The sequence below is a fragment of the Bifidobacterium sp. ESL0732 genome (assembly GCF_029395535.1).
Classification (GTDB): Bacteria; Actinomycetota; Actinomycetes; order Actinomycetales; family Bifidobacteriaceae; genus Bifidobacterium.
Genome location: NZ_CP113920.1, coordinates 130283 through 144472 on the forward strand (window position 1 = coordinate 130283; position 14190 = coordinate 144472).

The 14190-nt window shown below is 54.9% G+C and carries 10 protein-coding genes and 1 pseudogene; 5 read left to right on the forward strand and 6 right to left on the reverse strand.

The annotated features are described in order from the left end of the window. The first annotated feature begins 142 nt into the window (after window positions 1-142). Window positions 143-1591 carry an amidohydrolase gene (locus OZX70_RS00370; protein WP_277181033.1) on the forward strand — a complete coding sequence of 483 codons (1449 nt, stop codon included), beginning with the start codon at window positions 143-145 and terminating at the stop codon, window positions 1589-1591. A gap of 119 nt (window positions 1592-1710) precedes the next feature. Here OZX70_RS00370 and OZX70_RS00375 read toward each other — a convergent pair whose 3' ends face one another. The 4 genes from OZX70_RS00375 to OZX70_RS00390 form a co-directional block, all read right to left on the reverse strand. After that, window positions 1711-3264: a dicarboxylate/amino acid:cation symporter gene (locus OZX70_RS00375; RefSeq protein WP_277181035.1), complete on the reverse strand. Its 1554-nt coding sequence runs from the start codon at window positions 3262-3264 to the stop codon at window positions 1711-1713. A 632-nt stretch (window positions 3265-3896) separates the two neighbouring features. After that, window positions 3897-4274 carry a hypothetical protein gene (locus OZX70_RS00380; protein WP_277181037.1) on the reverse strand — a complete coding sequence of 126 codons (378 nt, stop codon included), beginning with the start codon at window positions 4272-4274 and terminating at the stop codon, window positions 3897-3899. A 429-nt stretch (window positions 4275-4703) separates the two neighbouring features. After that, a complete protein-coding gene (locus OZX70_RS00385; RefSeq protein WP_277181039.1) occupies window positions 4704-5105 on the reverse strand; it encodes a hypothetical protein in 402 nt (133 codons plus the stop codon). A 464-nt stretch (window positions 5106-5569) separates the two neighbouring features. Beyond that, on the reverse strand, window positions 5570-5920 hold the full coding sequence (locus OZX70_RS00390) for a hypothetical protein (RefSeq protein ID WP_277181041.1): 351 nt from the start codon (window positions 5918-5920) through the stop codon (window positions 5570-5572). 620 nt (window positions 5921-6540) lie between these two features. Here OZX70_RS00390 and ugpC point away from each other — a divergent pair. Beyond that, window positions 6541-7668, forward strand: coding sequence for a sn-glycerol-3-phosphate ABC transporter ATP-binding protein UgpC (ugpC, locus tag OZX70_RS00395; protein WP_277181042.1), 1128 nt, complete (start codon window positions 6541-6543; stop codon window positions 7666-7668). A gap of 249 nt (window positions 7669-7917) precedes the next feature. Beyond that, window positions 7918-9282, forward strand: a pseudogene (locus tag OZX70_RS00400) (DUF4032 domain-containing protein); the annotation flags it as partial. A 546-nt stretch (window positions 9283-9828) separates the two neighbouring features. Here the strand turns inward: OZX70_RS00400 and rlmB are convergent. After that, a complete protein-coding gene (gene rlmB / locus OZX70_RS00405; protein ID WP_277181045.1) occupies window positions 9829-10833 on the reverse strand; it encodes a 23S rRNA (guanosine(2251)-2'-O)-methyltransferase RlmB in 1005 nt (334 codons plus the stop codon). 454 nt (window positions 10834-11287) lie between these two features. After that, window positions 11288-11869 (reverse strand): dCTP deaminase, encoded by a 582-nt coding sequence (gene dcd, locus OZX70_RS00410; protein WP_277181047.1) that lies wholly within the window; start codon window positions 11867-11869, stop codon window positions 11288-11290. A 653-nt stretch (window positions 11870-12522) separates the two neighbouring features. Between dcd and OZX70_RS00415 the strand changes: the two genes are divergently transcribed. Both OZX70_RS00415 and OZX70_RS00420 read left to right on the forward strand, forming a co-directional pair. Next, window positions 12523-13194 carry a hypothetical protein gene (locus OZX70_RS00415; protein WP_277181049.1) on the forward strand — a complete coding sequence of 224 codons (672 nt, stop codon included), beginning with the start codon at window positions 12523-12525 and terminating at the stop codon, window positions 13192-13194. A 182-nt stretch (window positions 13195-13376) separates the two neighbouring features. Continuing rightward, window positions 13377-14165 carry an alpha/beta hydrolase-fold protein gene (locus OZX70_RS00420; RefSeq protein WP_277182209.1) on the forward strand — a complete coding sequence of 263 codons (789 nt, stop codon included), beginning with the start codon at window positions 13377-13379 and terminating at the stop codon, window positions 14163-14165. Window positions 14166-14190 lie beyond the last annotated feature (25 nt).

Below are 14190 nucleotides of genomic sequence, written 5' to 3' on the forward strand. Positions count from 1 at the left end.
GGTGTAGGAAATCGGTCATTTCGCTTGAGGGATGGCCGGTGATGGCAGCGTCAGGAAGATTCGGCTTGTGCTGCGAAAGCGACGCAATGCCATTCATAGAAATTCATAGAAATAAAACATGGCCTCGAAAGGAAGCGTTTCTATGGCAATTGATAGTAACAAGCAACGGATAATGGATATCGTAGACGATAAAAAAGGCGAGTTCATCGAGGCATCGGACCGTATCTGGGAGACGCCTGAGACGCGTTTCACCGTTCCGAAGTCCGTCGAGCAGCATTACAAAGTGCTTGAAAAAGAAGGCTTTGACATTCAAAAGGGCGTGGCCGGTATGGATTACGCCTACATTGCCACGTACGGTTCGGGCAAGCCGGTCATCGGCATCACCGCCGAATACGACGCTTTGGACAACCTGAGTCAAGAGGCAGGCAATCCGAACCGCAAGCCGCTGGTCGAGGGAGCGCCTGGTCAAGGTTGCGGCCACAACGTGCTCGGAACGGGTGCGCTGGGTGCCGCCGTCGCGCTGAAGACGCTGATGGAGGAGAAGCATCTCAAGGGCACGCTCAAGCTTTTCGGCTGCCCAGCCGAAGAAAGCGGCTATGGCAAGGCGTTCATGGCCCGCGCAGGCGTCTTCGACGACGTGGATGCGGCTTTCACTTGGCATCCCTCCAGCACAACGGCTGTGGCCGGAGGCTCCGGACTTGCCGTGATGCAGGCCAGCTTCAGCTTCAAGGGCATCGCGGCCCATGCCGCCGCGGCTCCGGAGCAGGGGCGCGATGCGCTCGATGCCGCCACGTTGATGACGGTTGGCGTGCAGTTCCTGCGCGAGCACATCATCGACGCCGCGCGTATCCATTACGCCTATCTCGACGCGGGCGGCGAATCCGCCAACGTCGTGCATCCCACGGCGACGCTTTACTTCTTCGTACGCGCCCCGTTCCTGGATCAGGCCAAGGAAATCTACGATCGCGTGGTCAAGATCGCCAAGGGCGCCGCGATGATGACGGACACCGAATTGTCGATCGACTTCGATTCCGCGTGCGCCAACTACGTACCGAACCACCCGCTGAGCGAGGATATGGACAAGAACCTCGATCTGGTCGGCCCGCTCAAGCTTACGTCCGAGGAGCTCGAGTTCGAAGGCAAGATCCAAGCGAATAACCCCAAGGGCTTCGAGGGCCCGCTTGCCGAGCAGTTGAAGGCCGCGAATCCGGAGCTGAACGACGAGGAGGCAAGCAAGATGGCCCATTCCAGCATGGCGCTGCCGTTGTTCCCGCTGATCTACACCACCGACACGAAAGGCCAGGCGTCCACCGACGTCGGCGACGTGAGCTGGTGCACCCCGACCGCGCAGTATTACGGCGGTTTCGAGCCACTTGGTACCCCGGCGCACTCTTGGCAATGGGTGGCCAACGGTCAGTCCAGCGTGGCCCACAAGGGGCTCGTTCAGGCCGCCAAGACCATCGCTTTGACCGCCTACGACGCTCTGACCGACCCCGATCTTCTCCAGGCCGCTAAGGATGCCTACGCCAAGGAGTTCAAGGGCAAGCCCTACAAGTCGGTGATCCCTCCCGAAACCCAGCCCCATGGGTGAGTAAGATCTGCTTGGCTGTCGATTGTTTGGCCCGGCAGTGATGGAATAAAAGCCGTATCGATGACGCTCTAATAAGTGTCGAGATACGGCTTTTTAATTGGGTGGAATTGGTCTATGGATTATTCGGTTTTGTCTTCATCCTTAGTATCGGACGAACGCAGGCCGCACATGTCATCGCCTTGGCCGTCCAGGGCAGAGGACGGGGAGAAACTCAGCAGGTTGTTCGTTGCTGAGAGATGCAACGAGGCGGCTGTTGTAGCCGAATTCGGTGTGGCGCTCTCCGTAGCCGCATCGGCTCTGACAAGTGGCTTGGCGTCGGCGGAATGCTCTACGGCGTCCGTGTCCAGATCCGAGTCGACGAACTCCTTGCGGCCGTCGTAAAGATCGCGGTCGAGCTGATGCTCGGTGGCTGCGACGATAAAGGCGGTGTTAGAGGCGCCGGCCACGTTGAGCGCGGTGCGGCCCATATCTACGATCTGCGAGATCGGCTGGGCGATGGCGATGAAAGCGATTGGCAGGCCGGTGGCGGCGAAGAGGGAAGTCGCGGTGATGGTGGCGGTTCCAGGCACGCCGACGGTGCCAATGGAGACCAGCAGGGTCAGGGCGACAAGCAACAGATACTGCAACGGAGTGTAATGCATATTCAGTGAGTTGACGGCGAATACCGCGAGCAGCGTGGGCCAGACGCCGGCGCATCCGGGCATGCCCAAATTCGCCCCGAGCGAGGCCACGAACGAGGCGATGTCATCGGGAACGCCGCCTTTGCGCAGCTGGCGTACGGTTACCGGAATGGTGCCAATGCTGGATTCGGAAGTGAAGGCGACCACTCCGGCGGGCCAGAAGAACTTGAAGAAGCGAAGCGGGTTGGTGCGTGTGGTCACGCCGAGGATGGCGGGCTGAACGATGAACATTTGCAGCGCAATGGCGATATAGGCCACGACGAGCACGAGCAGCAGGGGGAGCAGTGCCACGAGATTGCTGTTGGAGATGGCGGCGGCGATTAGTGCGAGCACGGCGTAAGGGGTGAATCCGACGACGATCTGCGTGGCCTTGGAAAGCACGACGTTGCCGGCGTCTACAAAGGTCTTGAACGGTTTGACGGCTGCCTCACCTTTCGGCGTTGAAGCCGCGGCGTTGTAGGCGAGCCCAACCAAGATGGCGAAGATGACGACCGGCACCACCTGGTTGGCGGCCCAGTTGGCTACGAGGTTCGAGGGGAAAAGCCCGACGATGGTGTCGAGCACCGGTGGCACGTGCTTGGCCTGGTAGTGCTGCGGCATGGCCACGTCGAAGCCCTTACCCACTCCGAATGCCAGCGCGAGCCCGAGCGTGATAAGTGAGGAGGTCAGCGTGTTCAAAAGCAGGAACACCACGGTTTTGACCCCGATGTTCTTGAGCCGTAGCGACGAGCCGAGATTGGTGATGCTGGCGATGACGCTGAACAGGAGCAGCGGCACGACGATGGCCCCGATGGCGTTCGACCAGACGGTGCCGAATGCGGCGACGTAAGTGGTGTGGCCTTTAAAAATCAGCCCCATCGCGATGCCAAGTACGGTAGCGATGATGACTCGGGCGCTGAACCCGGCCTTCTTGGTGCGGCTCAACACGGCGATTCCGGCGAAGAGCAGAACGGTGACGCCGAGGGCCAGCCAGTTCCAGATTGTTGCGGTCATAATCTTCCTCTCAATTACTTGTATAAAAATATGTATAAATGTATGAAGTGAATGTGTTTTTTGGTAGCCAAAATCTTATTTTGGTGCGTTTTAAATGCGTTTACATTCGTCTATTCCATAAGAAATAAAAGGAATGCAGCAAGATTTTGGCTATTTATGTGAAGAGCTGGCGTTTCCGTCGCGAAAACTTACAAGAGTTGGAATATTCCGTTAATGAAATAAAAACGGTATAAATTATTCATCCAATTGAATATCGGTTAGAGCCCAATATGCCAACTGGCCAACAACACCTGAAAAAGAATGCGAAAATGTAGCGGCGAAATATCGAGGTTTCAGCGACAACAAGACATCGTCATACAAGACATCATCGTGTGCAGACGAGAGTTACAGTTGACGGCGGAACGATAGAGTCCATAGCCGTTGCTGCTGTCCGCAGAAGAAATTTGAGATGTCATAAACGCAACGATAACCGATGGGGACGAAATTCGCAATAGCGAATCTCAAAAAATGAGATTTTCGTATCAAAGAAAAAGTTACGACGTGCGGCAGCCTCGACGCGCGTAGGAAAACTCAGCATATAAAAAGGGCTAACGGCGAATCGCTCGTCAGCCCAATTGGATTGATAAATGTATTCAGGCGGCTTTTGTTGTGGGGGTTTGCGCCTCGATGCCGTTCTCGTGCTTCTCGCTTTTCAGCTGCGTCTTCTCGTTGTCGCGGCGGACGATCTCCTTCGCAATCGATTCGATGTTGCACAAACGCAGGGCATTGTCGCCGCGTACGCCCGAAGCCTCTTCGTTGCTGACAACGCCGGTTTTCACCAGTGCGTCTACGGGGTTGATGCCGTAGCTTCGCGCGATAGAGATGATTTCGTCGGTCGCCAGTTCGTTTGACTTGAAGCGCTTATAAAGGGTGGCATAGGGGATGCCAGCTTGTTGCGAGATTCTGTTGATAGAATCGTCGTGCGTGATTTCTCGTAGCCATTCAATGTGATTATGTCGAATTTTTTCCATGTTTTTATTTTCCGATAATTCGGGTGAAAATGTAAGAGGTAAAAATTAATTAAACGTTTGATGTTTTCAGAAGTATTTATTTTTTTGATAATTGGGCATACGGTTTAGTCGATATAATATCTTGTCTAATATGCCTGTAAAGCGTTGATATTATGGGGCAAGTGGCGTATAATGAAGTGTGAACGGCAGCTCCGTTGTAGACGGTGGTCAAAAACATAACGTTCATATATTCTTTTTGGCATACATTAATCGATTTAGAAAAAAATTAGAAAAAATTATATAAAACGTTAATAATTTTGTTATTAGCTTAATTTACCTTTTTTGTCTAATGCATGAATGTTTCTTTATACCTTTACAACGGCGCGAATCGGTTCAACTCAGCCTGCTTAAACCGCGCAAGTCAAGGCGCAAGTTGAGTCATACAAAGCCTTATTCGCCAGACTCAGTTCCCTCGTGGTCAAAGTCTCCGGATGTTTTCGATGAGGCCGCAGAGGTTATTCCTCTTCCTACGGCGTCTCGCCTCACGATTTCTTTTGCGATTTCGTTGATGCTGCAGAGCTTCAGGGCATTGTTTCCCCGAACATCGGTGGCTTCATCCTTCTCAATGACGTTGTTTTGGACCAATGCCTCCACGGGGTTGATGTTGTAGCCGCGGGCGATTGCGATGATTTCGTCGGTGGCAAGCGTGTTCGATTGGAAGCGTTTATAGAGGGTCGTATAGGGAATTCCGCTCAAACGGGAGATTTTATTGATGGAGTCGTCATGCGTAATGCGCTTCAGCCATTCGATCGGGTTGCTACTCGTGTTTTCGTTCATATATTTATTATGCAATGTTTTACCTTAAAAAGTAATCACCAAAACTGAAACGTTTGATGTGAAAGAGAGATATGCCATAAATAAACAATATGAAGTGATAATAGTTACTGTGAATAGATTACTGTGAAATAAAAGACGGCTTTGATGTTTTATTTCCAGCTTGCCGTATTTCCTTGATATTATGCGCTTTATGTGTTGCTGAAGGCCTCTCCTTACTGGATTCTTCGACATAAATGCTCGATGCACAATAGCTGCGAAAATGCGGGGTTGAATCATTTGTGAGATTCTACAAATTTCGGCAATAGCGGAATCCACTGTTTTCGTTAAAGCATATAGGCGAGCTACAGCATCGATAGAATTGCCAAATATCAAACGTTTACCTTAAACAGGCATCAACTCGATATCTGACAATATTGCGGTTCCCTGGAACTTGCTCTTCGGAGGTGATTTTAAGACAGGTCGCTATTCAAGCTTCGCTTTCAGGATTCGTTAAGGCCGGCCAGAGGAGCATTCATTGACTCGTTGCTTCGCCTCACGATTTCCTGGGCTATGGCGTCGATGCTGCACAGTCTCAGTGAGTTTTCGCCACGCACACCGGAGGCCTCGTCGGTGCTGATGACGCCCGTGTCCACCAAGGCGTTGATCGGGTTGATTCCGTAGCATCGTGCGATGGTGATGATTTCGTCGGTCGCCAGTTCGTTGGATTGGTAGCGCTTGTAAAGCGTCGCATACGGGATTTTGGTGCGCCTGGCGATGCTGTTGATGGAGTCGTCGTGAGTGATTCGACGCAACCACATAATTTGGTTGCCGGATGTATTCGTTTTTTCCATATTGTTATTTTCTGATAACTGTGTAAAAAAAGAAAGGCCCCGAAATTAGTGATTACGTTTGACGTTGACGTATATTACGCTAATTTCGGAATGTCGCTCGTCTTTAGTGATGATCCGCCTGATACAGATAGTGGGTAAGTTAGTTTTTAGTAGTGTTTTCTGACTTTTCTCTCACATGGAAGTGCGGCATTGATATGGTACTGAAGGTCAATATAAAATGTTGAAAATAGTTGAAATAGATAAATGAAAATTATTTGCGTCAAAAGTTTTTAAAAAAATTTTTAAATTAATTATTAAAAAAGAATAATGCCTAGTTTTTTCGTTCTCGGCATAAAATGCGCTTGTTTCATATTACGTTCTTTGTTTACTTCTCTATATGTTGGAGGTGTGAGGTGATTGGCGCCCGCATTGTACGTTATTAGGCGTGTTGTCGCGATATTTTGCGGCTGAACGTGTATAGTGGGGCTTGAGCTTCGAGGGGGAGGAACCCCGAAAGGCCCCACTCATAATGGAATGAAAGTGCGGAAATTCGTCGGCCGAAGTTGGCTTGCGGGTGGATGCAAAACCCCTTCACTACGGATCGTTCGGCACGTACCTGCCGATGAAAGGAACTATATATTATGGCAAAAGTCGTATTTGACCATGTCACTCGTATCTACCCGGGCAATACGGAGCCCTCGGTATCTGATCTCTCACTCGACATCAAAGATGGTGAATTCCTCGTGCTCGTCGGCCCTTCTGGCTGCGGCAAGTCAACGACCCTGCGTATGCTCGCAGGCCTTGAGGAAGTCAACAAGGGCAAGATTTTCATCGGTGATAAGGACGTCACGACGATGCAGCCGAAAGACCGCGATATCGCCATGGTCTTCCAGAACTACGCACTGTATCCGCACATGACCGTTGCCGACAACATGGGCTTCGCCCTGAAGATTGCCGGCGTTCCGAAGGACGAGATTCGTCAGCGCGTCGAAGAGGCAGCCAAGGTCCTCGACCTGACCGAATTCCTCGATCGCAAGCCGAAGGCCCTTTCCGGTGGTCAGCGTCAGCGTGTCGCCATGGGCCGCGCAATCGTTCGTAAGCCTAAGGTCTTCCTGATGGATGAGCCGCTTTCCAACTTGGATGCAAAGCTCCGTGTGCAGACCCGTACCCAGATTGCAGCACTGCAGCGCCAGCTCGGCGTCACCACCCTTTACGTCACCCACGATCAGACCGAGGCTCTGACGATGGGCGACCGCATCGCCGTCATCAAGCTGGGCATTCTCCAGCAGGTCGGCGCCCCGACCGAGCTGTATGACAAGCCGAAGAACGTCTTCGTCGCCGGCTTCATTGGCTCGCCTTCCATGAACATCAACACCCACCCCGTCGTCAACGGCAGGGCGAAGATCGGCAGCGACACCATCGAACTCGACAAGGACGCCGTCGCCAAGCTCACTCCGGAAGACAAGGGCCGCATCGTCGTCGGCTTCCGTCCTGAGGATGCTTCGCTTGCGACCGCCGACGATCCCAACGCCTTCGCGCTGAAGGTCGAGAACGTCGAGGATCTGGGCTCTGATGGCTACATCTACGGCAACATTGTCACTGATGGCTCCGTGGCCGAGTCCACCGCCACGATGTCCGACCAGAACAAGCTGACCACGATTCGTGTTAATCCGCGTGATCTGCCGAAGGTCGGTGACACCGTCAAGATCAAGATTGACCCGTCCAAGATGCACCTCTTCTCCCCGGCTTCCGAGCTGCGCCTGAACTGATTCGCGTCTTCGCGTCGTTTAGCTGAAAGGGTCCGTACATTCGTGTGCGGGCCCTTTCCGTTTGCTCGCGTTTGTGATGCTGGTAGTCCTGTCGGCGTCACGTTTGCAATATTCAGGAGTGTTCGCTTGCAGATGTGACGCTGGTAATGCGTATGGCGTCACGTTTGCAATAAGATGGCAAGAGGGGATGGATATATCAGCTGCTGACAATGAGGGAAACTATCCTACGCGGGCGGTAGATTGAGAGGTATGGAAATAAGTGGTGGGATGCAAGGAATGCAGATGGATCCGCGGGCGCTGAAGGCGACGTCCGTAACGACCGCCGAGGCCGGGGACGTCGACGTTCCTGAGCCCAAGGCACTGCAGATCACTGCCGCGAGCTCGAATCCTAAAATGTTCACTTTGCCGTGGGAAAAGCCGCTGGCGACCTGGCCCAAGGAACTGCTGGCGAACCTGCCGCGAGGCATTTCCCGGCACGTCGTTCGTTTCGTTCACGTCGGCGACGAGATCTACGCGATGAAGGAGATTACCAGCCGCGTGGCCGCGCACGAATACGAGCTGCTCCGCCGTCTACAGAAGCTCGAGCTGCCTACAGTCACTCCGATTGCCGTGGTTACCGGTCGGCATACGCGCGAAGGCGAGCCGTTGGAATCGATTCTGGTTACCAAACAGCTCAAGTTCTCGCTGCCATATCGTGCCTTGTTCGCCGGCAACTTGCGCCCTGACACTGCCGACCGCCTGATCGATGCGCTTGCGGTGCTCATGGTGCGTCTGCATCTTTCCGGCTTCTATTGGGGCGATGTTTCTCTTTCCAACGTCCTCTTCTTGCGTGACGCTGACGCGTTCTCGGCTTTCTTGGTCGACGCGGAAACCGGTGCGCTTTACACGACGCTGACCGACGGCCAACGCAGCTATGATATGGACCTCGCCCGCACTAATATCATCGGAGAGCTGATGGATTTGAGTTCCGGCAAGTTGCTGCCCGACGAGGTCGATGAGGTCGAGGTCGGCGACCGGCTCATCGAGCGCTATGACTCGCTGTGGAGTGCGTTGACCGACGAGGAGGACTTCGGGCTCGATGAGATGTGGAAGATCGAGAAGCGCGTCAACAAGCTCAACGATTTGGGCTTCGACGTCGATGAGCTCGAGGTCAAGACCGCCGCCGATGGCAAGCGCGTGCTGGTGCGGCCTCGCGTGGTCGACGCCGGGTATGCCTCCCGCAAGCTTTTGCGGCTCACGGGCCTCGACGTGCAGGAGAATCAGGCACGTCGGTTGTTGAACGACCTCGATGCCTATCGTGCCTCCACTTGGCGTGACGGCGAGGAGCTGGAAATCGTTGCGACCGACTGGATGCGCGAGGTCTTCGAGCCCGTCGTGCGCATGATTCCCAAGGAATACCGTTCCAAGATCGAGCCGGCCCAGTTCTTCCATGAGGTTCTGCAGAATCGTTGGTATATGGCCGAAAAGGCGGGGCACGACGTGTCCACGGCCGTCGCCGCGAGTGATTATATCAAGCACAATCTGCCTGATTACAATATCGATTCCAAGGCGCTCGCCGAAATCAACGCCGACGCGGATTCCGGCGTGGTCGATGACAGCTCGACCTACGACGAAGTTGCGGATGGCTTGGACGATGAAGGAAACGGCGACACTGCAGACACCGTGGGTTCCGACAATGATGATGTCGACAGCATCAGCCGCGGCGATTATGCCGATCTTGGTGACGGTTTAGGTAACTTGGGAGAGACGCTAAGCGCCAGCGGTGATGACGGGATTAACCGCGATACCAAAGTATCCGAGGATTTGTGGCCAACGACTCCCGACCCCGTGCTCACGGCGCGAGGTGCGCGCGGCTCGAGCGATGACCGACAATCTGCAGAAGCCGGTTCCGCGGCTAGTTCCGGATCTGCTGCCGGTACTGATGCTTCGGGTTCCGGCCCTGCGGCTGTTGGCGATGCCGAGGTCGGCGGCACTGCCACGTCGACGAACAAGGCAGATGGCGATGATGACGACTACGATCCGGCCGAATACGATCAGGATGCCGCTGTCTGGAGCCACTGAGTTTTTGCATGCAGATACGAAAATCTCCCATTGGAATTATTCCCGCGGGAGATTTTCATTTGTCAGCGGATGCCAAGAATCCGGTAGAAAGGTCCTTGGCTATTCGGCGTTATCGGCCTTTTCGCCGGCCTTGCTGCGGGCGCGGGAGACGGCGTAGAGGCTGATGCCGGCGGCAACCGAGGCGTTGAGCGACTCGACTTCGCTGGAAATCGGGATGCTGGCGATGGAATCGCAAGCCTCGCGCACCAAACGGCTCAGGCCCTTGCCCTCTGATCCCAGCACGACCACGAGCGGGTCGGTCTCGAAGCCGCTTTCGCCGACGATGGCATCGCCGCCGCCGTCAAGCCCGACCACGTAGTAGCTGCGCTCCTTCAACGCTTCGATGGCCTTGGTCAGATTGACCACGCGGGCGACGGGCAAGTGCGCGGCGGCGCCGGCCGAGACCTTCCAAGCCGCGGCGTTGACGGAAGCTGAGCGCCGTTCCGGCAGAATGACGCCGTTGGCGCCGAAAGCGGCCGCAGAACGTATTACAGCTCCGAGATTCTGAGGGTCGGTGACACCGTCAAGCGCGATGAAGAGCGGACGCGCGTTGATACGGGCGCTTTGCGAATCCGCCTCTTCCATGGCATGCGATTTCTTGTCGGCGCGATCGGCCAGATCGGCCAGCGTGTGGTACTGGTAGGGCTGCACCTTCAAAATGATGCCCTGATGATTGCGCGAGTGGGCGATGCGGTCCATCTCCAGCCGGTCGGCCTCAAGCAGGTTGAGCCCCTGCATGCCGGCGAGCTTCACGATTTCGCGGGTACGGTCGTCGTGCTCGATGCGGTTGGCGATATAGAGCTGTGTGCTTGGCACGCCCACCCGTAGCGCTTCGAGCACCGCGTTGCGGCCGACCACCAGATCATCGGAATCCGAAGTATAGTGTGCCGCGCGGCGACGTGCCGCCAGTCGCGGATCGGCGAAGCGGCGCTTCTCATTCTGCTTCTTGGCACGGTATGCCTTGTGGTACACGCGGTCCTCGGCTTTGGGCGTCGGCCCGCGGCCCTTCAATGCGTTGCGATGTTTTCCGCCCGAACCTTTGACTGGGCCCTTCTTGTTAGTCATACTCCCAATTGTCCCAGCACCCCGCGCCAAGCCTGCTATCGGTGAGCTCGGGTTGCGTTCGTCGGCAGGTGTGTGGGTTCGTCTCGGAGGGTTGGCAGAGATGCGTTGAAAAGCAGAAAAAGACCGCTGAAATCTGCTTTTCAACGCAATAGCCCAAAGAGATGCGTTCGAAAGCAGATTAACGGCTACCTAAAGCTGCTTTTTAACGCAGGTACATCGGGACATGCGTCAAAAAGCAGAAAAGGGACCGCCTAAGTCTGCTTTCGGACGCGAAACTTGCTAAACAAACCAAGTCGGTTGGAAAGCGGTTGGAAAGCGGTTGGAAAGCGGTTGGAAAGCGGTTGGAAAGCGGTTGGAAAGCGGCTGGAAAGCGGCTGGAAAGCGGCTGGAAAGCGGTTGGAAAGCGGCTGGATGGCAGCTCTTGTTCGCTGCTCAGTGCTGCTGAGAGTGCCGTTCAGTCCTTGATCTCGGCCTTGTAGAAGTTGACGTAGGAACGTGAGGGGGTGGGACCACGCTGGCCCTGATAGTGCGAACCGACGCCGGTGGAGCCATACGGGTGCGCGGCGGGGGAGCTCAGCTCGAAGAAGCACATCTGCCCGATTTTCATCCCCGGCCACAGTTTCACCGGCAGCGTGCTGACGTTCGAAAGTTCGAGCGTAATGTGGCCTTCAAAGCCGGGGTCTATAAAGCCAGCAGTGGAATGGGTCAGAATCCCCAAGCGTCCCAGCGAGCTTTTGCCCTCGAGACGTGCGGCCATGGTGCCGTCAAGCTTGACATACTCCCAAGTGGAAGCCAAGGCGAATTCGCCGGGGTGCATGATCCACGGTTCGTCGGGGCCGACCTCAAACTGTTCGGTCAGGTCGCCCTGATTTTCCGCCGGATCGACGTAAGTGTAGGCGTGATTATTGAACAGCCTGAAATACCGGTCGAGCCGCACGTCGATGGAGGCGGGCTGCACCATTTCGGGCGTCCACGGGTCCAGCGAGATATGGCCGTCGGCCTGGGCGGCGAGGATGTCGCGATCGGACAGCAGCATAGGTTCCTCCAGATGTCGGTTTGCCTGCCAGCGTTTGGTGCGACGCGGTCTGAAAGAAAACATCGCGCCGAGCTCACACGGCAATGGCTTATTCTGCTATAAGTGTAGACGTTGCGGCGGTCTGACATCCGCGAGCGTTGGCAGACTGCCGCATTTTTCCTCGAAATCGGCCATCAAAACCTAAAAATAGGCAAAAATAGCCTAAATTTTCAGCTAATTCTCAGCTAATCCGATTCTTGCACCAAGGATTGTGTAGTTATATAAGAACTGTCAGCAAGAGCTGACCGGTAATCTTGAGGTTTGGATTTTCCGATAATTGAACCCTTTCTTCTTCTCTCTTCTCTTCCCCGGTGCGTTCCTAGCACCGGGGTTTCTCTTTTCTTCTACGTCTTTGAGTTCTCAGCCGCGTGTGGGTCGCTTCGCAATCTGACGACATCCCGTTGACGGCGTTCAGTTATAAACCACCTATGCTGTGGCCTATAACCGGTCACATCAGATATGCCGTTTTCCGGCATCTATGCGAGGTAGACTAAAGTCAATGGTTCGTTTCGCAAGCGGATTTGTGAGGTATTTGTTATAGGTCCGCTGTCCGGAATCGCTGGCCATATATTTATTTATATTGCAAAATGGATTCGTCAGACGGGACAAAGCGTATGAAAGAGGATTCCGACCACCATGGCAATCAGACCGGTTCTCCACGCCCGCAGGCCCGAAATGACTCTCAACCGAATAATGCGCGTATATACAACGTCAATGACTTGCGCCGTCAAAGTCCAGAGGCGCAGCGCATGGTCCGACGCCACAAGTCGTTTGTCGTCAGCGCGATAGTGGTCATCGTCGTTGTTGCTCTGATCGCCGTGGCGCTAGTCGTCTCACTCCAAACGCTTAAGCGTAATACAAATTCCGCTGCCGGTAATAATCCCGATATCAGCGTGCTCAAGGGCAAAACCAAGGCTCCTGAGGGAGATCCCGCTCAAATGAAGCAGAGCATCGAAAAAGTCGCCGGAACCTGTTCAAAAGGTTGGATGGATGTCGATGTTTCGGGTGAGTTGGCAGGTGCCTCCGCTGCGTCATTCTGCGCCTCGACGCAAGTTGCGTTCATCACGTTCCAGACGAAGGCAGCGGCTTCTATGGACGGCGACATGGTGCGCTCGCAGGCGCACAACCTCATCAGCCAATATGCCGGCAGTAAAGTGGACGAGAAAAACCTGCGGATTTTGAGCAATGACTTGTGGATGGCCGTTGGCAACGCGAAGGCGATGAAGGCCTTGCAGCAGCAGTGGGGCGGCAAGCTCGAACCGATTGAATCAAGTTCTGAGCAGTAGCTTATATTGCTTTTAGCCGGGCAGGTGCTCTTCAGAGAGCTTTGCGGGATATTGGATTTCTGTTGAATTCGTTGGATTGGTATTCATCGGTTCCGTACCGCTTTCTCATACCGAATTCCCGGTGAACATTTGCAGCCGGTGTTGAGCTTAGTGCTTATCATGGGAGTATGAGCGATGAAGCAATGAACAGCGAACATTCCGGTGAATCAGATGGCACGGCAAACGGCGGGAATGATTTGATCGGCCGCAAGTCCGACGCCATCCCAGGGCGCTTTGGCGACCCGATGGAGATTTCGCACGTCATCTATTCGCAGGGCGGCGGCAAGGCGCGTCCGACGCGGCCGATGTTCCTGTGCCTGCACGGCTGGGGTTCGAATGAGCAGGATTTGGCGCAGATGATGCGTTATGTCGCACCCGGCAATGATTACGTTTCCCTGCGTGCCCCGCTGGTGCTGCAGGCCGAAGGACCTGGGGAGTTCGGTAGCGGTTCTGGTGCGTATAGCTGGTTCCATGACGGTGTGCCCACCGGTGAGGACTTGGACAGGGATATTTTCGCGGCGGCTACGGCCGTCGACAACTGGGTCGGTGAGCATATCGATCCGGAGCGCGAGTTGGTGCCGATCGGGTTCTCGCAGGGTGCGGCGCTAGCGATTCATCTTTTGCGGGTTCATCCCGAGCGTTACCGCGCGGTCGCGGCGCTTTCCGGTTTTGTCGCCCCCGGTCAAGTTCCGGGAACGGCTCCGGCCGACGACCGGCTTGCGGATATGGAAAAGCCGGTCTTTTATGGTTACGGTGACCGTGATAATGTCCTGCCGAAGTACGAGATTTACGGCGCGACCGCTTGGCTTGAGGAACATACGTGGCTGACGGTGAAGAATTATCACCAGCTCGACCACGCCGTGAGCCCGGCGGAGTTCACGGACCTCACCCAATGGCTCCTCCTCAACAACATCTCGTCCGGCGTCGTCTGATCTATTACAGTTCCGCTTCTGCGTC